General features: G+C 47.5%; 18 protein-coding genes and 1 pseudogene. 18 read left to right on the forward strand and 1 reads right to left on the reverse strand.

All coding sequences use genetic code 11. The features are described from left to right. Nucleotides 1–21: 21 nt before the first annotated feature. From DW091_RS07290 to DW091_RS07320, 6 genes are all read left to right on the forward strand, one after another. Entirely contained in the window at nt 22–513 is a 492-nt protein-coding gene (locus DW091_RS07290) for a hypothetical protein (protein WP_118517802.1), read from the forward strand. A gap of 234 nt (nt 514–747) precedes the next feature. Beyond that, on the forward strand, nt 748–2,433 hold the full coding sequence (kdpA, locus tag DW091_RS07300) for a potassium-transporting ATPase subunit KdpA (RefSeq protein ID WP_118517803.1): 1,686 nt from the start codon (nt 748–750) through the stop codon (nt 2,431–2,433). A 17-nt stretch (nt 2,434–2,450) separates the two neighbouring features. Continuing rightward, entirely contained in the window at nt 2,451–4,511 is a 2,061-nt protein-coding gene (kdpB, locus tag DW091_RS07305) for a potassium-transporting ATPase subunit KdpB (protein ID WP_118517804.1), read from the forward strand. Between the two features lie 10 nt (nt 4,512–4,521). Beyond that, the gene (locus DW091_RS07310; protein WP_074616133.1) at nt 4,522–5,094 is read left to right on the forward strand and encodes a potassium-transporting ATPase subunit C; all 573 of its coding nucleotides are present in this window, start codon (nt 4,522–4,524) and stop codon (nt 5,092–5,094) included. Nucleotides 5,095–5,185: 91 nt separating this feature from the next. After that, nucleotides 5,186–7,909, forward strand: a complete 2,724-nt coding sequence (locus DW091_RS07315; protein ID WP_118517805.1) for a sensor histidine kinase KdpD — start codon at nt 5,186–5,188, stop codon at nt 7,907–7,909. Further along, nucleotides 7,899–8,594, forward strand: a complete 696-nt coding sequence (locus DW091_RS07320) for a response regulator transcription factor (RefSeq protein WP_058695014.1) — start codon at nt 7,899–7,901, stop codon at nt 8,592–8,594. Before DW091_RS07315 ends, DW091_RS07320 begins: the two co-directional genes overlap by 11 nt. A gap of 25 nt (nt 8,595–8,619) precedes the next feature. Here the strand turns inward: DW091_RS07320 and DW091_RS20105 are convergent, their stop codons facing one another. Continuing rightward, a complete protein-coding gene (locus tag DW091_RS20105; RefSeq protein WP_158577851.1) occupies nt 8,620–8,838 on the reverse strand; it encodes a hypothetical protein in 219 nt (72 codons plus the stop codon). Between DW091_RS20105 and DW091_RS07325 the strand changes: the two genes are divergently transcribed. The 12 genes and pseudogenes from DW091_RS07325 to DW091_RS07380 all read left to right on the forward strand — a co-directional run bounded on the left by DW091_RS07325 (nt 8,837) and on the right by DW091_RS07380 (nt 20,602). Further along, entirely contained in the window at nt 8,837–10,042 is a 1,206-nt protein-coding gene (locus DW091_RS07325) for an aminoacetone oxidase family FAD-binding enzyme (protein WP_158577852.1), read from the forward strand. The two genes, DW091_RS20105 and DW091_RS07325, sit on opposite strands and share 2 nt — an antisense overlap. Then, nucleotides 10,035–11,606 carry an FAD-dependent oxidoreductase gene (locus DW091_RS07330; RefSeq protein WP_118517807.1) on the forward strand — a complete coding sequence of 524 codons (1,572 nt, stop codon included), beginning with the start codon at nt 10,035–10,037 and terminating at the stop codon, nt 11,604–11,606. Before DW091_RS07325 ends, DW091_RS07330 begins: the two co-directional genes overlap by 8 nt. Nucleotides 11,607–11,911: 305 nt before the next feature. Next, nucleotides 11,912–12,934 carry a DUF3991 and TOPRIM domain-containing protein gene (locus DW091_RS07335; protein ID WP_118517808.1) on the forward strand — a complete coding sequence of 341 codons (1,023 nt, stop codon included), beginning with the start codon at nt 11,912–11,914 and terminating at the stop codon, nt 12,932–12,934. A 233-nt stretch (nt 12,935–13,167) separates the two neighbouring features. After that, a complete protein-coding gene (locus tag DW091_RS07340; RefSeq protein ID WP_118517809.1) occupies nt 13,168–15,192 on the forward strand; it encodes a SpaA isopeptide-forming pilin-related protein in 2,025 nt (674 codons plus the stop codon). After that, nucleotides 15,176–16,684, forward strand: coding sequence for a SpaH/EbpB family LPXTG-anchored major pilin (locus DW091_RS07345; protein ID WP_118517810.1), 1,509 nt, complete (start codon nt 15,176–15,178; stop codon nt 16,682–16,684). Before DW091_RS07340 ends, DW091_RS07345 begins: the two co-directional genes overlap by 17 nt. Before the next feature lie 24 nt (nt 16,685–16,708). Next, nucleotides 16,709–17,524 (forward strand): class C sortase, encoded by an 816-nt coding sequence (locus DW091_RS07350; protein ID WP_118517811.1) that lies wholly within the window; start codon nt 16,709–16,711, stop codon nt 17,522–17,524. A gap of 35 nt (nt 17,525–17,559) precedes the next feature. Continuing rightward, nucleotides 17,560–18,204, forward strand: a pseudogene (locus DW091_RS07355) (KilA-N domain-containing protein); the annotation flags it as partial. A gap of 179 nt (nt 18,205–18,383) precedes the next feature. Next, nucleotides 18,384–18,503 carry an AAA family ATPase gene (locus tag DW091_RS20510; protein ID WP_224168761.1) on the forward strand — a complete coding sequence of 40 codons (120 nt, stop codon included), beginning with the start codon at nt 18,384–18,386 and terminating at the stop codon, nt 18,501–18,503. A gap of 1 nt (nt 18,504) precedes the next feature. Further along, on the forward strand, nt 18,505–18,870 hold the full coding sequence (locus tag DW091_RS07365) for a hypothetical protein (protein WP_118517812.1): 366 nt from the start codon (nt 18,505–18,507) through the stop codon (nt 18,868–18,870). 76 nt (nt 18,871–18,946) lie between these two features. Further along, entirely contained in the window at nt 18,947–19,144 is a 198-nt protein-coding gene (locus DW091_RS07370; protein WP_118517813.1) for a hypothetical protein, read from the forward strand. 31 nt (nt 19,145–19,175) lie between these two features. Next, nucleotides 19,176–19,385: a hypothetical protein gene (locus tag DW091_RS07375; RefSeq protein ID WP_118517814.1), complete on the forward strand. Its 210-nt coding sequence runs from the start codon at nt 19,176–19,178 to the stop codon at nt 19,383–19,385. A 212-nt stretch (nt 19,386–19,597) separates the two neighbouring features. Then, the gene (locus DW091_RS07380) at nt 19,598–20,602 is read left to right on the forward strand and encodes a virulence RhuM family protein (RefSeq protein ID WP_187368460.1); all 1,005 of its coding nucleotides are present in this window, start codon (nt 19,598–19,600) and stop codon (nt 20,600–20,602) included. Nucleotides 20,603–20,652: the final 50 nt, after the last annotated feature.

Here is a 20,652-nt window from a genome sequence, read left to right on the forward strand (position 1 = left end):
GTGGTGGAAAAGAGGGAAAAAATGAATGCAGAATTTACAGAAAAAGCGGTTACAAAAAAGATAAGCAAGTGGCAGACAGCCTGCCAGGCTTTTGCCGGAACACAACCGGAGGAGCTGGCGGCTATAGCGGCGCTGTGCTATAAAAATGATGACACCGAAAGGGGGCAGGCAGTCTATAGACAAGTATGCCGGTATTACCCCAATGCGGAAGGCTTTTTTCAAAACGTCGAATACAGGCGGATCGGCTATAATGAAAAAACTGGCCTGAGCGGCATAAATTTTGATGGAAACATCATAAGAAAAGGCAGTGTGGACGCTGTGCAGAACTATTTTCTGGCTTTTGGCCATGCGTTTCCGGATGCCTGCATACTGGCAGAAAAAACCGCTGGTATACCCGGGCATAAAATAGAAGTGATCTGCAAAAATGGTGAAGTTATCGGGATGGTCACTCTGGTGCTGGAGCAATCCGTTATTTCTGAAAACAATATAAAAGAGGCCGCCTTAACAGCCTAAAAGGGAGATGAAAAGAGTGATTTTCATCTCTCTTTTTTATATAGCAGGGAGATCGTAACGAAACATTAATGGCATTATATACTTTCTTTACACTATCTTTATTTCGGTGCGGGTATAATGCTAATACCGAAAGGGGTGGAGAAGTATTATGGAAATAATAACGATCGCTACAGGTATTCTTGGGTTGGGATTAATGGGGTATCTGTTTTATGTTTTATTCAAAGGTGAGAATTTATGAGCAGCGCGATCATTCAGGATATTATCTTTCTCGTCTGTGTCATTGGGCTTGGGGCTCCTATAGGAAAACTGGCTTATAAAATTATGGAAGGTGGAAAGATAAAGTTTTTAGGTTTTTTAAGACCTGTAGAGCTTTGTGTGTACAGAGCGATGGGTGTCGACGAAAACAGAGGAATGAGCGGCAAACAATACGCCACTGCCGCCCTCCTGTTCAGTCTTTTTGGTTTGATCTTTTTAATCGCTCTGCTGATGTGCCAGGGGTTCCTTCCCTTTAACCCTGAAGGACTGCCGGGATTGAGCTGGGATCTGGCCTATAACACTGCGGCAAGCTTTGTGAGCAATACAAACTGGCAGGCATACAGTGGTGAGACAACTCTTTCCTATCTGTCGCAGTTTCTTGGACTAACGGTTCAGAACTTTGTGTCCGCGGCAACAGGCATTGCGGTTTTGTTTGCCCTGATCAGGGGGTTTATCCTCAAAAAATCAAAAACTATCGGGAACTTCTGGTGTGATCTTGTAAGAACGGTTCTGTATCTGTTGCTGCCACTGTCCTTGATTGTTGCCATCATCCTGATGTCTCAGGGCGTTGTACAGACACTGGCGCCATACGCTCAGGCCGCGCTGCTGGAGGGCGGCGGTTCTCAGGTAGTCCCTCTGGGGCCGGCGGCCAGCCAGATTGCCATCAAACAGCTTGGCACAAATGGCGGCGGTTTCTTTGGCGTTAACTCAGCCTTTCCGCTGGAAAACCCAACGGCTATTTCTAACTTTGTAGAATGCTGGGCGATCATCGTCATTCCGGCGGCTTTATGCTTTACTTTTGGAAAAGCCGTAAAGGACAGTAAGCAGGGCCGGAGCATTTTGACCGCCATGACGCTGGTGTTTATTATCGCGCTCACCTTGGCCACCATGAGTGAATACAATCTTGGTCCGCAGTTCAATAATGTGGCCGCTTCTGCCAGCATCGAAGGAAAGGAGGTCCGGTTTGGCGCAGGCGGTTCAGCGCTTTGGGGAGTGACCACCACAGCGGCCTCCAATGGATCGGTGAACGCAATGCACGACAGCTTTACACCGCTTGGCGGTATGTTTCTTATGTTTATGATGCAGTTGGGAGAAATTATCTTTGGCGGCGTCGGATCTGGGCTTTATGCGATGCTGGCCTTTGCCGTCCTTGCGATTTTCATCGCGGGGCTGATGGTTGGGCGTACACCGGAATACCTTGGCAAAAAGATAGAGCCTTTTGATATGAAAATGACCTGTACGATTATTCTGGTCCCGCCGCTGCTCATATTGGGTGGTACGGCCATTGCCACCATGATGCCGCAGGCATCTGACTGGCTGACAAACAGCGGTGCACATGGATTTTCAGAAATCCTTTATGCCTATACCTCTGGCGGGGCAAACAATGGGAGCGCTTTTGCGGGCTATGCGGCCAACAACGTGTTTAACAATGTGATGATCGGCTCAGAAATGCTGCTGGTACGCTTTATTCCAATGGTTGCTGTGGTTCGCCTTGGCGCAAATCTGGCGTCAAAGAAGGCAGTGCCCAAAAGCGACGGTACACTCAGTACCACTGGCCCCATGTTTGTGGGACTGCTGATCGGCGTTTTTCTGATCATCGGCGCGCTTAGCTTCTTACCGGCACTGGCCCTTGGACCAATTGCGGACTATTTTACCATGCTATGATGTGAAAAGGTGAGAAAATGAAGAAAAAAAGTATGTTTAGCAAAGACATCATGAAGGATTCACTCGTCCAGTCTTTAAATAAATTAACGCCGCGCGTGCAGATCAAAAATCCGGTCATGTTTGTGGTATACCTTGGAGCCATCCTCACATCGGTTTTATTTGTTCTGTCATTGTTTGGCATCAGCGATGCACAAAGCGGTTACACCCTCGCCATTGCCATTATTTTGTGGCTGACAGTTCTTTTCGCCAATTTTGCCGAAGCGCTGGCGGAGGGCAGGGGACGCGCCCAGGCAGAAAGCCTGAGGAGCAGCCGGAAGGATGTAATGGCGAGAAAGCTAAAAACAGCGGATGTTAATGCTGATTATGTGGAGGTTAAAGCTTCTGAACTAAAGAAAGGCGACATCTTTCTGGTAAAAGCCGGAGAACAGATTCCTATGGATGGTGAGGTTATCATTGGCGCGGCGTCAGTAGACGAGAGTGCCATTACCGGGGAATCGGCCCCGGTAATCCGTGAGTCAGGCGGTGACAGAAGCGCTGTCACGGGCGGTACCTCGCTGGCCTCTGACTGGCTGGTGGTTCGTGTAACGGCCGAATCGGGAGAGACCTTTCTGGACAAAATGATCGCCATGGTAGAAGGCGCTTCCAGAAAGAAAACACCCAATGAGGTTGCCCTTCAGATTTTGCTGGTAACCTTAACCATTATATTTTTAGCCATCACGATTACGCTGTTTCCTTTTTCAGGATTTGCCGCGGCACAGACCGGGCAGGGCGAAGCGGTCACAATTACCAACCTTGTCGCTTTGCTGGTCTGTCTGGCGCCAACCACCATCGGGGCGCTGCTTTCCTGTATTGGGATTGCGGGAATGAGCCGGTTAAACCAGGCTAACGTGTTGGCCATGAGCGGCCGTGCCATTGAAGCCGCAGGCGATGTGGATGTTCTTCTTTTAGATAAAACAGGCACCATCACCTTCGGCAACCGCCAGGCCAGTGAATTTTTGCCGGTAAAAGGTGTAAGTGAGGAGGCGCTGGCCGACGCGGCGCAGCTGGCATCCCTGGCAGATGAAACACCTGAGGGCCGCAGTATTGTGATTCTGGCTAAGAAAAAATTTAATATCCGCGGGCGGGATATGGAAAAGCTCAACGCGGATTTTGTGGAATTTACAGCCAAAACCCGTATGAGCGGGATCAACTATAACGGTAATGTCATTCGGAAAGGCGCGGCAGACGCCATAAAAGAGTATGTGATGATAAAGGGCTACCCATATCCGGATGAATGTGAAAAGATTGTCGAGAATGTCGCCAATCAGGGAGGGACGCCGCTGGTAGTGGCTAAAAACGGCCGCGTGCTGGGGGTTGTCCACCTGAAGGATATTATTAAAAACGGCGTTAAGGAAAGGTTTGACGACCTGAGAAAAATGGGGATTAAAACCATTATGATCACTGGAGATAATCCCATGACAGCTGCGGCCATCGCAGCTGAAGCGGGTGTGGATGATTTCCTAGCAGAGGCAACCCCGGAAACCAAGCTAGATTTAATCAGGGATTACCAGTCCAGGGGTTATCTGGTTGCCATGACCGGTGACGGCACCAACGACGCCCCGGCGCTTGCCCAGGCGGATGTGGCCGTCGCCATGAACACTGGTACACAGGCCGCCAAGGAAGCCGGAAATATGGTGGATCTGGACTCCAGCCCCACCAAACTGATTGAAGTCGTACAGATCGGCAAACAGCTGCTGATGACCCGGGGTTCATTGACGACCTTCAGCATTGCCAACGATGTGGCCAAATACTTTGCCATTATCCCGGTCCTGTTCTTTGCTATTTATCCCCAGCTTTCAGCTTTGAATTTTATGGGGCTGACCAGCGGCACCAGCGCCATGCTCTCAGCCATTATTTATAACGCGCTGATCATCGTTGCGCTGATTCCTCTGGCCCTGAGAGGGATCAAGTATCAGGAACAGCCGGCAGGAAAGCTGCTGCGCCGCAATATGCTGGTCTATGGCCTGGGAGGGCTCATCGCGCCCTTTATAGCCATCAAGCTGATTGATATTATCCTAACCGCCTGCGGATTAGTGTGAGGTGAGTGAAATGACTGAAAATAAATCGGTAGTGCGACCGGCCATCGTTGGGTTTTTGATACTGGCACTTATTACAGGCGTGATCTATACCTTTGTGTGCACAGGTATCGGTCAGCTTCTGTTTAACCATAAGGTAAATGGGAGCATCATCAGCGGGACGGCCAATGGGCAGGAGGTATCGTACGGTTCTGAGTTTTTAGCGCAGCCTTTTACAACCCCTGAATATCTGATTGGCAGGCCCTGGAATGACGGAGCCCCCACGAATTTAAACCCGGTAGGTAACGAGCAGGCGGCGCTGGTCCAGGAAAGAATCGACTGGTGGCATGAGCTGGACCCGCAGAATAGAGCAGATATTCCAATGGAACTTGTTACTGTGAGCGGCAGCGGCTATGACCCCGAAATCACACCGGCCGGGGCTGAGTACCAGGTGGCGCGTATCGCGAGAGAGCGCCGTATCAGTGAGGAAAGGGTAAGAGAAATCATCAGCGCCAATACAAAGGATCGAGCTTTTGGCGTGTTGGGCGAGCCAACGGTTAATGTACTAAAAGTAAATTTAGCACTTGATGGTATTGAAACAGAATAATCGTCTATGATAGTATTAAGGGATAGAGGAAGCTCTATCCCTTGAGATACGTTGAGCGATAACAGAGATAAGGTCATAGTGGAGGTAAAACATGGATTTTCGGGATGAACGTCCAAATCCGGAACGTTTACTGGAAGAAATAAACGAGGAAGAACGGCGCAGCAGAGAAGATGAAGAGGGTATCGGGCATCTGAAAATCTTTTTTGGTTATTGCGCTGGTGTAGGCAAAACCTATACAATGCTGGAAGAGGCGCAGCAGCTTTATAAGAAGGGTGTGAATGTACTGGTAGGTTATGTGGAGCCCCATACCCGTCCCGAGACTATGGCAATGCTTGAGGGACTGCCTGCAATCCCGCCTCAGGTGGTGGACTATAAAGGCATCACCCTCAGAGATTTTGATCTGGACAAGGCGCTTGAGCAAAAGCCAGAGGTCATTATCGTCGATGAGTTTGCCCACACCAATCCGGAGGGCTTTCGCAATAAAAAGCGGTATCAGGATATCGAGGAGCTGCTGAACGCGGGCATTGACGTGTATACCACTGTCAATGTCCAGCATATTGAGAGCCTGAATGATGTAGTCAGCAGCATTACCGGGATCATTGTCCATGAACGTGTGCCGGATTACATTTTTGATAAAGCGGATAAAATTAAGCTGGTGGACATTGATCCCGAGGAACTTCTGAAGCGTTTTGAGGAGGGAAAGGTCTACGCGCCGGAAAAGGCAGATCTGGCGAAAAGGCGGTTTTTTACCGTTGAGAACCTGAACGCCCTGCGTGAAATCGCTATGCGTAAGGCGGCAGACCGCATTGTCAGCGGCGCCGGCACGAAAAAGAAGAAGGTGCCCTTTTCTAAAATGCTGGTATGCGTGGGGCCGTCGCCTTCGTCGTCACATTGCATACGGACCACAGCCAGGATAGCCGACGCTTTCCACATTCCGTGGGTCGCATTGTATGTTAAAACCTCAGACCGAACCTATGCGGATATCAGCGAGCGCAAAAACCTGCAAGATAACATGAACCTGGCCGAGCAGCTGGGTGCGGAGATTGTCACCATGCAGGGCGATGATATGGCCATGGTAATATCCGAGTACATCAAGCAGTCTGGGATTACCAATGTTGTAATCGGCAAAGGGAGAAACAAGCCAAATCCTTTTAAAGAGGATCTGGAAGATCAGCTTTTAAGCATGAACCCTGGCATTGAGATACACATTGTGCCGGACAGCCAGGCCGAAAAAAATGGCGGCAGTATTCCCAAAAAGCGGCTGAGCTGGCTGAGTAAGCGCATATTGAGCCTGCATTTTTCATTGAAGGATTTTGGGAAAACCGTTTTGATGCTATTGCTGGCAACGGTGGTCTCGTTTGGACTCAGGGACCTTAATCTGGGTGACCAAAACATTATCATGGTTTATATTCTTTCGATTCTGGTGATTTCCAGATTAACCGTTGGATATTTATATGGTGTATGCGCCTCTGTTTTCGGCGTACTGCTTTTTAACTTTTTCTTTACAGAGCCTTACTTCACCTTTAACGCCACCAATCCGACCTACCCGGTAACTTTTATCGTGATGCTCTTGGTAGCATTGATGACGAGTGCGCTGACCAATGGGATTAAGGTTCAGGCCAAAATGGCAGTGATGAATGAAAGACGCACTGAGATTCTTTATGAGCTGAGCAAAAAGCTGCTGATTACCCGCGGCCTTGAGAATATTGTCACGCTCACAAATGAATCTCTGACCTCAATTTTTGAGCGTTCTGTTATTTTTTATACGCAGAATCCAGATGAAAAGAACCGTGGAACCTTTATGCAGGGGCCGGAGCACACAAGCGGCAGTTTCATGCAGTTCAAGGAAGAGGAAGCAGTGGCTCACTGGGTATTTCAAAACAAGAAAGCGGCCGGAAACGGCACAGACACGCTGGTGGGCGCAAAGGGATTTTATATGCCGGTTGTCTCACAGGACAGGGTCTTAGGCGTTATTGGCGTTTCCTGCGTCGAGGAGATGCTTCCGCCAAAGCGGCGGGCATTTTTAAAAATGATCGTGTCACAGGTTGCCATGGCTCTTGAACGGCAGCGGCTTTCTGATGAACAGGGAAAGGCGCGTCTGGAAACAGAAAAGGAAAAGATGCGGAGCAATTTTCTCAGAGCCATTTCCCATGACCTGCGGACACCGCTGACCGGCATCCTGGGCTCCAGTTCGGCGCTGCTCGAAAATATCGGAGAACTGGATATCCCGACGCAGAAAAAGCTTTTGCGTGATATCAAGGATGATTCTGAATGGATTATCCGCATGGTTGAGAACCTGCTTTCCGTGACGCGCATCGGAGAGGGAAAGGTTGATTTGAAGAAGCATCCCGAGGCGGTAGAGGAGATTGTCGGCGAGGCTGTCGCCATTATCCGCAAACGCTTTGATCATACGGACATTAAGGTTGAGGTGCCGGATACCCTTTTGATGGTATCCATGGACGGCACGCTGATTGAACAGGTCATGATCAACCTGATGGAAAACGCCATAAAGTACGCGGGTTCTCATCCCGTTTTAGATGTAAAGGTGCAGAATTTAGGGACAAAAGCCCGCTTTATCGTGGGTGATAATGGAGAGGGAATCTCCGAGACCATGCTGCCGCATATTTTTGAAGGCTACATGGGTGATGATGAAAAGAGCAGCGATTCACGCCGCGGCATGGGAATTGGTCTGACCATTTGCAAATCCATTGTTGATGCCCACGGCGGTACATTGAAAGCTAGAAATAAACAAGAAGGCGGGGCAGAGTTCAGTTTTGAACTGCCCGTAGAGGAGGATGACAATAATGAGTCATAAAGCGTTAGTACTCTTAGTTGAAGATGAAAAAGGAATAAGGAATTTTATCTCCACAGTTCTCGATGTCAATAATTACCGCGTGGTGGAGGCGAGAGACGGAAAGGAAGCCCTTGAGCTTTTTACTTCGCGGTGCCCGGATTTAATCCTGCTGGATCTTGGACTTCCGGATATGGACGGCATAGAGGTTTTAAAAACCATCCGGGGTTGGTCTGGCATACCGATTATCGTTGTCTCGGCAAGGGGCCATGAGCGAGAAAAAGTCGAGGCGCTCGACCTTGGAGCAGATGATTACATCACCAAACCGTTCGGGACTTCGGAGCTGCTGGCCCGTATCCGCACAGCCATGCGCCATCAGCAGGTGACAGTGGAGGTGCCGGAGAGAACAATCTTTTCTGTGGGGGACCTGACCATTGATTTTGATAAAAGGCTGGTGACCCTGAATGATAATCCAGTCCATTTTACGCCCATCGAGTACAAAATACTTGAGATTTTGACTCAGTATCCTGGCAAGGTGGTCACCTATGATCAGATTATTAAAGACATATGGGGGCCATATACCAATGAGAATCAGACGCTTCGGGTAAATATGGCAAACATCCGGCGGAAAATTGAGAAAAACCCTGCGGAGCCCAAGTATATTTTGACAGAGGTGGGCGTAGGATACCGGTTTGTAGATGAGATATAGGCTTTGAAGAAGCCATTGAGAAACTTCAGAATGCGCTGCGGCGCTCTGAAGTTTTTTTTATTATGAGAGCGGCCATACTGCTTTTACCATCGCCTGTTCTTGCGCCAGCTTGTAAAAACAGATATAATATTACACTACAGACCATTGACAAATAAAGGGCTAGCATGGCATCAGCTTTTCCCTTTGCCAGCACAAAAGTCATATTGTCGCAATGGGCTGAAAAAGAAAACAGGTGAATGATCATGAAAAAAAATATGGAGGACCTCATTATTATCGGCGGCGGGGCTGCTGGTCTGGCCGCGGCGGTTACGGCCAAACGTGCCGCGCCGTCTATGCGGGTCACAGTGCTTGAAAAAAAAGATAAACCAGGCAGAAAGCTCAGGGCCACTGGAAATGGCCGATGTAATATCACGAATACAGCCCTGGCGACAGCCCCATCGACCATTGCTTTTTTTGAGTCGCTGGGAATCCCCGCGCGGGAGGACAGCGAGGGAAGGGTTTATCCCTTTTCAGAAAGTGCACCGCGGGTGGCAGATGTTTTTACAGAGCATCTGAAAGCCCTTGGCGTGAATCTGTGGACTAATGCTCCGGTCAGGGGCCTTTTGGTTGAGAAGGGCTGTTTTACTGTGGATGTTGAAAAGGAACAGCTTTTTGGAAAAGCAGTTATTCTGGCCACTGGTGGAAAGGCGGGGCCCTCCTATGGGTGTAGCGGCGATGGATATGCTCTGGCAAAGGCCCTGGGGCATAATGTGACCAAAACACTGCCGGTTTTGACGGGAATTTGCTGTGCGGAGATGCCGGAAGCCTTAAAGGGGATCCGGGTAAAGGGAAAGCTGAGCCTGAACTGCCGCGATCAGGTGGTCTTTTCGGAGCAAGGGGAAATCCAGTTTACCGACTATGGCATTTCGGGTATCTGTGTTTTTAATCTGAGCCGTTATCTAAAATATCTGGGAGAGGAAAAGCTTGAGCCCTATACAATATATCTCGACCTTGCGCCGGAAAGGAGCTTTGTTTCAATGCTTTTTTCATGGCGTCAGGACAGTGTGCTCGGAGGGAAGACCTGCACAGATGTCGTATCCGGAATGATCAAGCCGCCACTGGCGGCGTTGCTGCTTAAGCAGACAGGTATCAATGAGAAAAGGAAGCTTTCAGAGCTTTCGGAGTCTGAAATATCCATGCTGGATGAACATTTGCACCTTCTGAGTTTTAAGCCGGTTTCCACCATGGGCTTTAAGATGGCCCAATGCACGGCAGGCGGTATTAAGGCCAATGAGGTAGATGAAAAAACACTGGCGTCAAGAATAGTGCCAGGTCTCTATTTTGCCGGGGAAATTCTGGATTACGACGGCCCTTGCGGCGGTTATAATCTGGATCATGCTTTCAATACAGGGCGCCGCGCCGCTGAGGCCGCAGCGGCCGCATTCCTGCAGGGAGACCATCATGTATAATTATCGAATCACCAATATTCGTCTGGAACTGAACCAGGGCTGGAACGCGCTGCCTGAAAAGGTGGAGAAAGCCTGCGGCCTCAGCGCTGGAACCCTTGCCGAATCGGACATTGCGGTCCGCAAAGAATCGCTGGATGCCCGGAAGAAAAAGGATATCCACCGGGTGCTCACCCTTGATTTCAAGTATTGTGGAAAGCTTCCTGCGCGTGGTCGGAAGAGGGTGTCAGCTGCGCCAGATCTGAGGCCAAGAGCCATTGCGCCAGGAGAAAAGCCGCTGGCAGGCCGTCCCCTGGTAGTCGGCTTTGGTCCATGCGGTATTTTTGCAGCGCTCTCATTGGCTGAAGCGGGCTATGCGCCCATTGTTGTGGAACGGGGGCGCCCCATGGAACAGCGTGTGGCCGATGTGGATGCTTTCTGGCAAGAGGGAAAGCTCGATCCTGAATCCAATGTGCTGTTTGGAGAGGGCGGCGCCGGAACTTTTTCCGACGGCAAGCTGACCACGGGAATCAAGGATCCCCATATTCATCAGGTGCTTACTTCCTTTGTGGATGCCGGGGCGCCGGAGGATATCGCCTACGCTCAAAAGCCACATATCGGGACAGACATTCTCCGTAAAGTTGTGGTAGCGTTGAGAAAACGCATTGAGGCAGCAGGCGGAGAAATCCATTTTAACACACAGATGACAGGCTTTGAGCAAAATGAGAATGGCGAACTGGTTTCAGTAGAGCTGAAAACCGGAGAAGAGAAATGGAAACACAGCACAAACGCTGTTGTACTGGCCTTAGGGCACTCCGCGAGGGATACGTTCCGCGCTTTAAAGGATATGGGCATCCCGATGGCGCAGAAACCGCTGTCCATCGGGGTGCGTCTGGAACATCCCCAGCGCATTATCGACCAGGCCCAGTACGGCGGTCAGACCGGCCTTCCTCCGGCGAGCTACAAGCTTTCCTGCCGCGCGCAGAATGGACGGGGCGTTTACTCCTTCTGCATGTGTCCGGGCGGTGAGGTGGTGACAGCTTCCACGCAACCGGGCATGGTCTGTGTCAATGGTATGAGCAACCGAAACCGCGACAGCGGTACTGCCAACGCCGGAATTTTAGTAGATGTCCGGACAACGGATTTTCCGTCAACGGATGTTCTGGCAGGCATTGAATTCCAGGAATACTGGGAGCGGCGTACCTTTGAATATGGAGGCGGCCGGTTTGCGCCGCCAAGATGCAGTTTTGCAGAGTTTCGCGATAATACCGGAAGGGGGCCGGAGGTTGCAGCGTGCCTGCCGGATTTTGCAGCGGAGGCTCTGAGAGAAGCCATACCGGTATTCGGTAAGCGGATCAGGGGCTTTGACTCGGACAAGGCGCGTGTTACAGCTGTGGAAACCCGGAGCTCATCACCGGTGCGTATTCTCAGAAACGATGATTACGAAAGCGCGCTTAAAGGGCTCTACCCTGCCGGTGAGGGGGCGGGATACGCTGGAGGGATCACCAGCGCTGCCTGCGATGGCCTCCGCGTGGCTGAAGCGATTGTCAGAAGGTTTGCGCCCTTTCTGGATAAAGTGGAGCCTTGAAAACATGAATATGAGCCGATAGATAAAAAAAACACATAAGTCGCTTACTTACCGCTTCAGATATGTTGAAAACAAGTATTTTACTTGCTTGGCGCTAGAAAGGGAGGTTTGAAGAAAAAATAAAAGGACGAAGAAAGTTTAAAAAAGAGGAATTTAGTTTGCCAATAAATGGAAAATAAACAGAAAAATCTATAAAATCCTAACCATCAACTGTTTATTTTATATCATAAAAAGAACTTTAAAATTTGTAGATTAGCTTTTTATCCAAAGAGTTAATCTACTTTTTTATTGGAAAGGAGCATGAAATGTACGGTGATGATCAAATCACCTTCGCCAATCAAATCAGCATCCTCGACTATTCCCAAGCGGTAGGCCTAGAACTGGATTACCGGCCAAAACATGTTTTGGTCAAAGGGATCGATAGCCTTGAACTGACTCTTGACGGCAGAGAATGGCATTACCATTACGACGGTATCGGCGGCGGGATTGTCCAGTTCGTCACCTGGCTCCATGATATCAGCTGGAAGGAAGCTATGCAGCGACTCTTGGATTATGGATGTTATGGCACGCCTGAGCAAATACCGATACCAGCGGGTCGGATAGTATCCGAGCCGGGTACAAAAGAAAAAGAAGCGCCGGTTCCATTTGTGCTTCCTGAAAAAAAGAAACCCTATCGGAACCTCTTTGCCTACCTCATCAAAACCCGTAAGATCAGCCAGCCCGTTGTTCAGTATTTTATTGAGCAGAAGAAGCTCTACATGGACAAACACAACAACTGCGTTTTTCTAAGTTACAATGAAAAAGGTCAGCCAGTCTCCGCTTTTCTGCGCGGCACCTGTGATCGTGAAGGAAAAGCCCCCTTTAAATTCATTGTGCCGGGAAGCGATGAGCGGTATGGCTTTACCAAAGAAGGTAGCAATCACCGGCTCCTGATCTTTGAAGCCTGCATTGATCTCATGTCCTATATCACCATTCAAAGCATGAAAAATCCTTTATACCTCCATAACACCGAAGATCATTTTATTTCGACCAACGGGCACAAATATGAACCGATTCGGACCTACCTGAGTGAACATCCCGAGATTGACCAGATCGTATTCTGCGTGGATAACGATGCGCGCAATGCCATGGGCGTAATCCCGTCCGAGAAATTTATGGAAAGGGCAAAAGCTGTTCTTCAGGATACTTTCCCAGAGCGCTTCCAGGACGGGGCGCATTTCTATAAACATTTACCAAACCTCAAAGATTGGAATGACGACCTGAAGCACCTTGTGGAAAATCGGGAAAAAAGAATACAAGAAAAAAATAAGAGCGTTCGATGCCGCTGATCAGCAGCTTTCAATCAAAATATTGAAGGCTGCTTTTTTATATTCTGGGGGCAAAAGTTTGGCCTGTGCAAATCAGGTAGCCCCCCCCTCGTTATTTCTTTTCAAGTATTGGGGTCAATTCAAGAAAATCGGTCCCAATGACCAACAACAAACGCCTTTTGGCGGTTTACATAGATAATACACATGAAGGAGGTCAAAAGTGAAAACAAATTTAAAAAGGAGGAAGGAACCCAATGAGCCTAAAATTTAAAAAAGTAACCGTTGTTTTAGTGGCTCTGTTGATGCTGTTTTACGGCACTGGTTTTACGGTAGAAGATTCAGTAAAAGCCGAAGAACAAAGCCGTCGTTCGATAGAAACTGAAGCTGCAGAGGTTGAGGCAGAAAGTAAAACAGAGACCGCAATCACACCAACACCCCTGACGCCCGAGGAAGAAACCGTCCTTGAAACCAACGGGATACAGGCCACTGAGGATACCGGCAAAAGAGATGCTTCCGGCAACTACATTCTCGGAGAAACAAAAACCGGCGGGATCGTGACTTGTTCCACCAGCCTGCGAACCCTGGCCAGTAAGTCCTTTGGGGATGAACCCTACTATAAGAAATTCCAGCGGGCCGCGGGCTGGGACGATGGCGTGATCTACAGCAGCGATTTTGCCAGCCCAGACGGCTCTGATATTATCACGACAACCAGCCCGATTATTCGAATATCCGACAATGGTGTGGATCAGATCGCCTATTGCGCCGATCCTTCACTCAATATTCCGAGTGAAGTTGTCGGCCCGGGAAATCTGATCACCTATATTCGCGACACTAATAACGTCCAGAGCTGGCGCATCCGAAACGTTATGCACTGGGGCTACCATGATGGAAACAGCGGGGAATATTATGTTCAGACATGGGCAGCGATCCGTGTGATCGCCGGGATATCCAGCTACGTGGATTATTATCTGACCGATCCCGTTGTCGCCGATCTGGTCTACAATAAGAGCTATCAAAACCCCAATAACTGGGAGGCCAGTTGGTCCATTGTCCCCGAACGTGAGGAAGCCGTCTGGAACCAGAACACCAAACGCCAGGAAACAGGATGGTTTCAAACCTACTGTAACAATATTCAAGACCATGGAAATTATACGGTCAACCTGCCCGATGGTGTCCATGCCATTGCCCGAAATACCGCAGGCCAAAGTTACGGCGATTATACCGGCTCCATGACCATTTATGACGATGATGACTTTATGTTGTGGGCTGACGGGGCATATCAAGGTCAGATTTCTGCAACCATTACGCCAACCACCACCAAGACCCACAGCTCTGACGCCGGGAATCCTGACGCCTGTGTGATCTACTATCCCGATGTACCCGACACCCAGCGGATGTTTGTATCTTTGGCCGTTGGCAGAAGTCCCTTAAACGGAGCCTTCCGTGCAAGCTTTTCCGGAGCCACCGGGGATGCGCAGCTTCAAAAGACCGACAACCGTACCAAGGAAAAGCTTGCCGGTGCGACCTTCGGGCTCTACGATGCCAAAGATAACCTGATCAAACAGGGCGTCACCGATGAAAACGGGCAGTGGAACGTGACCGATTTAGTCTTTGGAGATTACTATTTCAAGGAAATTGCAGCACCAAAAGGCTATGAACTGGATCAGACAAAATTACCTTTCACCATTGACGGCATCCGGGACGTAGTGACGGTCTCCACGGTCAATGAGCCGAAGAAAGTCCCTTTTCAGTTTATTAAAAGGGATGTCGAAACCAAAGATCCCCTTAAGGGCGTGACCTTTGTGCTGTATGGCTGTAATGAAAAACATACGCATAACAATCTACAGGATGACAAGATTAAATCCTGCTGGCAGACCGTTGTCGGCACCCGGATCAGCGGCACAGACGGGAAAATTGACTTTGGTAATCTCTATGCCGGAGAATATCAGCTCGTGGAAACCAAGACCGTCAGCGGATACGCCAAGCCCATGGGACAGTGGCGCGTGACCGTTGACCCCGAAGCGTCTGAAACCGTGAAGATCACCACCAAAGGAACCGCCCCGGCATTTATAAAAGATGGCGGTGTTCTGAAAGTCGATAACCAGAAAAATTATAAACTGCCCTTCACAGGCGGCAGTGGTGACCACCGCGACGCATTGATACTTGCCGGGATTGTTTTATTGATTGCGACGGGCATTTTAGCCCTTGTCCTCAAAAAGAGAAACAGCAGAAATTCAAAAGGAAAAAGGAAGGATAAACAAAATGAAATTGAAGAATAACCCATTGTTAAAGAAATTAGGCGGCATTGCCCTGTCATTCGCCGTTTTATGCACAAGCTGCACACCATCATTCGCAGCTACCGGATCGCCCGATACGTCAGTTGAGCGGAGCCTGACCATCCATAAGTACCACATGGAAGACATGAGCCATTCGACCACCGAAGGCACCGGCCAGCAGACTGATGTGGTTCCGGCAGACGCCATCCCACTTCCAGGTATCCAGTTCAAAGTGACCAAGATGCAGGATACGGACCATACCAAGGTGGACAGCACCTGGAACATCCAAACGGTCACTACCGGCGCCGACGGCTCCGTGACCATCCGCGGCAACAGCAACCTGCCCATGGGCGTCTACAAAGTGGAAGAACAAACCAATCCGGCGGTAGCCGTCAAGGCCGACCCGTGTCTGGTATCTGTGCCCCTCACCAACCCCACCGGCGACGGGTGGATCTACAACGTCCATGTATTCCCGAAAAATAAAATTAAACCGGGGCCAGAAATTGACAAGTTTGTGACCGAACTGGAAAACAAACATGATACCGCGGACATCAGCGAGAGCGTGAAGTGGATTATCGAAACCACGCTGCCGGATGATGTGGCAACCTGTAAAGACTACACGGTCACTGATACCATCGACACCCGGTTGGATTATGTTCCCGGGAGCCTAAAGGTTTACCGCGTGGACACCAGCAAAAACCGCGTGCTCATGACACCAGATTGCTACACCGTGACAGAACCAAACACCGCCAACAGCCGGACACTCACCGTCCAGCTGACCGCCATCGGTAAGCAGACCGCTGCCAAATCACTGCCAAACAAGGAAGATGTATCCGCGACACTGAATCTTGAGTTCAACACCCTGGTGAACAAAACCGCCGAGGGGAGCCTGGGACAGCCCATTCCAAACGGTGCAACCATCCATTACACGAACAACCTGGACATCGTTTTTGAACCGCAGTCCGTCAAGGAAAAACCCGAAGTCCATACCGGCGGCGTCAATCTGCTGAAGGTCGATTCCGAGGACAACACCGTCAAGCTCCAGGGTGCTAAGTTTAAAGTCTACCGCACCGAAGCCGATGCCAAGAAAAACATCAACGCGGTCAAGGACCCGGCCAACAACAGCGTTGACTGGGAAGTGACCACAGACACCAACGGTATTGCCCACTTCTGGGGACTGGCCTATGGGAAAAAAGGCCAAGATGCCTATTATGGAGACAGCACCAATTATTGGGTGGTAGAAACACAGTCTCCAGTCGATACAAATGGCAAGCCTTATAACCTGCTCAAATACCCAGTGAAAGTGACCGTCAATTCAAACAGCCATAATGATGCAAACAGGATCGTCATTGAGAATATTAAACATTATGATCTGCCTTACACTGGTGGCGTGGGAAATATGACACCACTTTATATCGGAGCAGTATTGATTTTACTTGCTGGTGGAGCGACCGTTATCTTAGTTCGTAGACACCTACAGGAAAAAAAGCGATAAAAAACTTAAAAAGGAGGCCAGAAAATGAAACGGGTTTTAACCACACTGTTAATCGCCACTTTGTTTCTAGCAGGGATCGGCTGTCTCTTTTTCACCGACATCGTCTATTTTCTGGCCTCCCAAAGACAGGGAAAGGTCATCGAGGATTATCAGCTAAGTGCCGAAGCAATGAACGCACAGCGGCTGGAGGCCGAGTATCAAAGGGCTGTCAGTTACAATTTACAGCTTAGTACCGGCGTCATTGAAGATCCCTTTTCCGAGGAACAACCAGAGCATACCGATGCGTACAATGAAATTTTAAACATCAATGACACCATGGGAACCCTGGAAATCCCAAAGATACAAGTCAACCTGCCCATCTATCACGGGACTGGCGACATCGCTCTGTCCGAAGGCGTTGGCCATTTGAAAGGCACCTCCCTTCCAGTGGGCGGAGCCGGTACCCATGCTGTTTTGACCGGCCACCGCGGTTATTCCGGGGCAAAGCTTTTTACCGATCTGGACAAACTTGCAATGGGGGATCGTTTCTATTTGCATGTTTTAGACCAGACTTTGACTTATGAGGTGGACCAGATGCGGACCGTCGAGCCGAACCAGACCGAAGCCTTAAGGATCGAACCCGACCAGGACTATGTGACCCTGCTAACCTGCACGCCGTACCGGATCAACAGCCATCGGCTGCTGGTTCGTGGAAAACGGGCGGAAGAAGGCCCCGCAGAAGTGAAGCTTGATACGATGGAAGAACCGATACCTGTTAAGGAATTGTTTTTTTCCTTTGTATCTTTAGTGGGGATTGCAATGGGCATCTGGTATTTGAAAAGGAGAAAGAAGCATGGATGAATGGAATTTAGGTGCAATGCTGACACTAAGCAGATTGGGAGGAAATGTATAATGATAACTTTAACCATAATGAATATAACACAATTATGCAGGAGGCGGGGTTAAATCGCTTTGTTATGTCTGTAAAGCAATGGGTGAAGAGAACAAATTTTATTGGAATTGTAGCAAAAGCCGGACGCTATGGCGGCACATATGCATACTAAGATATTGCATTTGAATTTGCAAGCTGGGTTTCTCCACAGTTCAAATTATATCTTATTAAAGAATTTGAACGTCTGAAAAAAGTAGAACAGGCGCAAATAGGATGGAACGCTAAAAGAGAATTAGCAAAAATCAATTATCAGATTCATACAGATGTAATCAAGGAAAACTTGATACCAAAAAAATTAACATCAAAACAAATTTCCATTGTTTATGCGTCTGAAGCCGATGTGTTAAACATGGCACTTTTTGGAATGACCGCAAAACAGTGGAGAGAAAAAAATCCAGATAAAAAGGGAAATATGCGGGACTATGCGAATATAAACGAATTAATATGTCTGTCTAACATGGAAAATATTAATGCAGTGCTGATCGAAGATGGGCTACCTCAGAGTGAACGTTTATTAAAATTAAATAATATCGCGATTCATCAGATGTTAATATTGGAAAACCAGAAAGAGTCTCTTTATTTAAAATGACAATGAAACTTCTAATTCCCTCGAATTCGGGGGAATTAGAAGCAGGTAATGGCAAAATAATAAATAAGCTTGTCAACAAGCATTTATAACGGGAATACTTAAACGAGTATTCTCTTTTTTATTACGGTCCGCCGCTCAAAAAACATTGAGCGGCTTTTTGTATTTAGGAGGTGTCAGTCATGGCAAAAACTAAAGTAATAACAATCTCCAACCAAAAAGATGGCATTGAAAAAACAGGGGTTCGTATTAATCTTGGAGTTGGGCTTGTAGATCAAGGTCAAAAAAGGAGGAAAATTTAAAATGGAAGCGTGGCTTCAACTATTGTTTAACCACTTAATTGAGATCACAACACTAGTCTTGATGATCTGTATGGGAACATGTCTGTTTATTATCCGGATCTATCTGCAATGGAAAAGAACCAAAAAGTGCTACCCGCCAGCCTTTGTAGGACAACTGATCATTCTTTTTATCGGTTGTATTGCTTTGCCGGTACACCTGGCCGTAAAGAACGATCTGTCATTACTGCTGATTCTTTGTTTAGCTTTTTTAGTGCTAGCACTACTCTTTGCCTTACATGGTATTGGCGTGGCAGTGTACCGGCATTATTATCATTGGGTTGGGAGAGAGCATGCGCGAGAAAGCGCTTATGGCAATGGGGGTGAATAAATAAGTTGTTGCATTTAGAGAGAAACGGTATAATAATGTTACAATGATAAATCGGAATTAGGTGGAGGATAAAATCATGTCAAAATATAGGGTTATTTTTGAGGGTAAAGTTGAGGATAGATTGTACGGCACTTATGAGGAGGCAGAAGAGGCTGCGCTTTATTTATGCAGTTGTTCAGGAGAAGGCGCAGAAACTCTTCATATATCAAATTCAGGAGATTACGATTATGATGAAGATGAGGAATGTGAGTATGTAATTGAAGAAATTGATTAATATCCAGTGTTAAAATGGAGAGTTAGAAAAAATGTTAGTTCTTGGAATTAATAAGATTTTGAAATGGTGTCAGATTACTTCAGGTGGCAGAACATACACATGTCCAACAAAAGTTATAGATGGAGAGATATTTTTTCATTTTAAAAAAGAAGGGCATAAAGCAGCACAGTTTGCATCTGAACATATGGTGGAACTGGTTCAAGAAGATGGAAATATTTTTTCAAGACCATTTAAAAAATAATATTCATTTTTGATTCTTGTTTTTGAACAGAAAGCTTAATTGAAATTTTATCTATACAAGATGAAGGGATAAATTTCAGTTTGTTCAAGAGCTTACATGTAAAAAACATCAGATAATCAATGGCATTCCGTACCGATAAAAGAGAAACAGTATAGCGAAAATATAAAATTTAATGCATTATTAATAAAAATGAAAACAGAGGTAATAAACAATTGAACACCAAAGGTGAAGTTCTTATCTATCAATCCGAAGATGGATTAACACACATAGAAGTGAAAATGGAAGATGAGACTGTCTGGTTGACACAACAGCAGATGGCAGAACTATTTCAAACTTCAAGAACAAACGTTGTAGAGCATATTCAACATATATACGAAGAGGGTGAATTGGATGAAGATTCAACCTGTCGGAATTTCCGACAGGTTCGTCTTGAAGGGAAACGAAAAGTTTCGCGCGAGCTTCCCTTTTATAATTTAGATATGATTATCTCATTGGGGTATCGGGTTAAGTCAAAAATCGCCACCAATTTTCGTAAATGGGCGACAGAGCGTCTAAAAGAATATATGATCAAAGGCTTTACCATAAATGACAATCAATTAAAACAATTAGGAGGCGGAAATTACTGGCATGAGCTTCTTGATCGTATCCGAGATATTCGCTCGTCTGAAAAAGTAATGTATCGACAAGTGCTTGATCTGTATGCAACCAGTGTCGACTATGATCCTAAAAGTGATGAGTCTATCCGCTTTTTCAAAATGGTGCAAAACAAATTGCATTACGCAGCACACGGGCACACAGCAGCGGAAGTGATCTATGAACGTGCAGATGCAGAAAAACCATTCATGGGGCTTTCATCTTTTACAGGCAATGTGCCAACATCAAAAGACATTGTGGTCGCAAAAAATTATTTAAAAGAGGATGAACTGAAAGTTTTAAATAATTTAGTATCCGGATATTTTGACTTTGCGGAAATTCAGGCAATGCGCAAAAAACCCATGTATATGAGTGATTATGTGAAGCATTTAGACAGTATTCTTTCTTCTACAGGAGAACAGCTGCTTACAAATGCTGGCAGTGTAAGCCATGAGAAGGCGATAAAAAAGGCAAAAGACGAGTATCGAAAATATCAGATTAATACCGTTACCCCGGTAGAACAAGCCTATTTAGAGACGATTAAAAATATGGAAAAAACAGCGAAAAGGAAAACGAAAGATTAAGGCAGTTTTTAAGTCCTATGCATTGTTGAATAAACAGATAGTATTTTTAG

Origin of the sequence: Eubacterium sp. AM05-23 (assembly GCF_003477535.1) — a bacterium.
Taxonomy (GTDB): Bacteria; Bacillota; Clostridia; order Eubacteriales; family Eubacteriaceae; genus Eubacterium; species Eubacterium maltosivorans.

Excerpts from the sequence above, each read along its gene's own strand:
- DW091_RS07330 (WP_118517807.1), top strand. The coding sequence starts at position 10,035 with ATGTATAATTATCGAATCACCAATATTCGTCTGGAACTGAACCAGGGC.
- DW091_RS07335 (WP_118517808.1), top strand. The coding sequence starts at position 11,912 with ATGTACGGTGATGATCAAATCACCTTCGCCAATCAAATCAGCATCCTC.
- DW091_RS07310 (WP_074616133.1), top strand. The coding sequence starts at position 4,522 with ATGACTGAAAATAAATCGGTAGTGCGACCGGCCATCGTTGGGTTTTTG.
- DW091_RS07345 (WP_118517810.1), top strand. The coding sequence starts at position 15,176 with ATGAAATTGAAGAATAACCCATTGTTAAAGAAATTAGGCGGCATTGCC.
- DW091_RS07315 (WP_118517805.1), top strand. The coding sequence starts at position 5,186 with ATGGATTTTCGGGATGAACGTCCAAATCCGGAACGTTTACTGGAAGAA.
- DW091_RS07375 (WP_118517814.1), top strand. The coding sequence starts at position 19,176 with ATGTTAGTTCTTGGAATTAATAAGATTTTGAAATGGTGTCAGATTACT.
- DW091_RS20105 (WP_158577851.1), bottom strand. The coding sequence starts at position 8,838 with ATGATCATTCACCTGTTTTCTTTTTCAGCCCATTGCGACAATATGACT.
- kdpB (WP_118517804.1), top strand. The coding sequence starts at position 2,451 with ATGAAGAAAAAAAGTATGTTTAGCAAAGACATCATGAAGGATTCACTC.
- DW091_RS07370 (WP_118517813.1), top strand. The coding sequence starts at position 18,947 with ATGTCAAAATATAGGGTTATTTTTGAGGGTAAAGTTGAGGATAGATTG.
- DW091_RS07290 (WP_118517802.1), top strand. The coding sequence starts at position 22 with ATGAATGCAGAATTTACAGAAAAAGCGGTTACAAAAAAGATAAGCAAG.
- DW091_RS07350 (WP_118517811.1), top strand. The coding sequence starts at position 16,709 with ATGAAACGGGTTTTAACCACACTGTTAATCGCCACTTTGTTTCTAGCA.
- DW091_RS07365 (WP_118517812.1), top strand. The coding sequence starts at position 18,505 with ATGGAAGCGTGGCTTCAACTATTGTTTAACCACTTAATTGAGATCACA.
- DW091_RS20510 (WP_224168761.1), top strand. The coding sequence starts at position 18,384 with ATGGCAAAAACTAAAGTAATAACAATCTCCAACCAAAAAGATGGCATT.
- kdpA (WP_118517803.1), top strand. The coding sequence starts at position 748 with ATGAGCAGCGCGATCATTCAGGATATTATCTTTCTCGTCTGTGTCATT.
- DW091_RS07340 (WP_118517809.1), top strand. The coding sequence starts at position 13,168 with ATGAGCCTAAAATTTAAAAAAGTAACCGTTGTTTTAGTGGCTCTGTTG.
- DW091_RS07325 (WP_158577852.1), top strand. The coding sequence starts at position 8,837 with ATGAAAAAAAATATGGAGGACCTCATTATTATCGGCGGCGGGGCTGCT.
- DW091_RS07320 (WP_058695014.1), top strand. The coding sequence starts at position 7,899 with ATGAGTCATAAAGCGTTAGTACTCTTAGTTGAAGATGAAAAAGGAATA.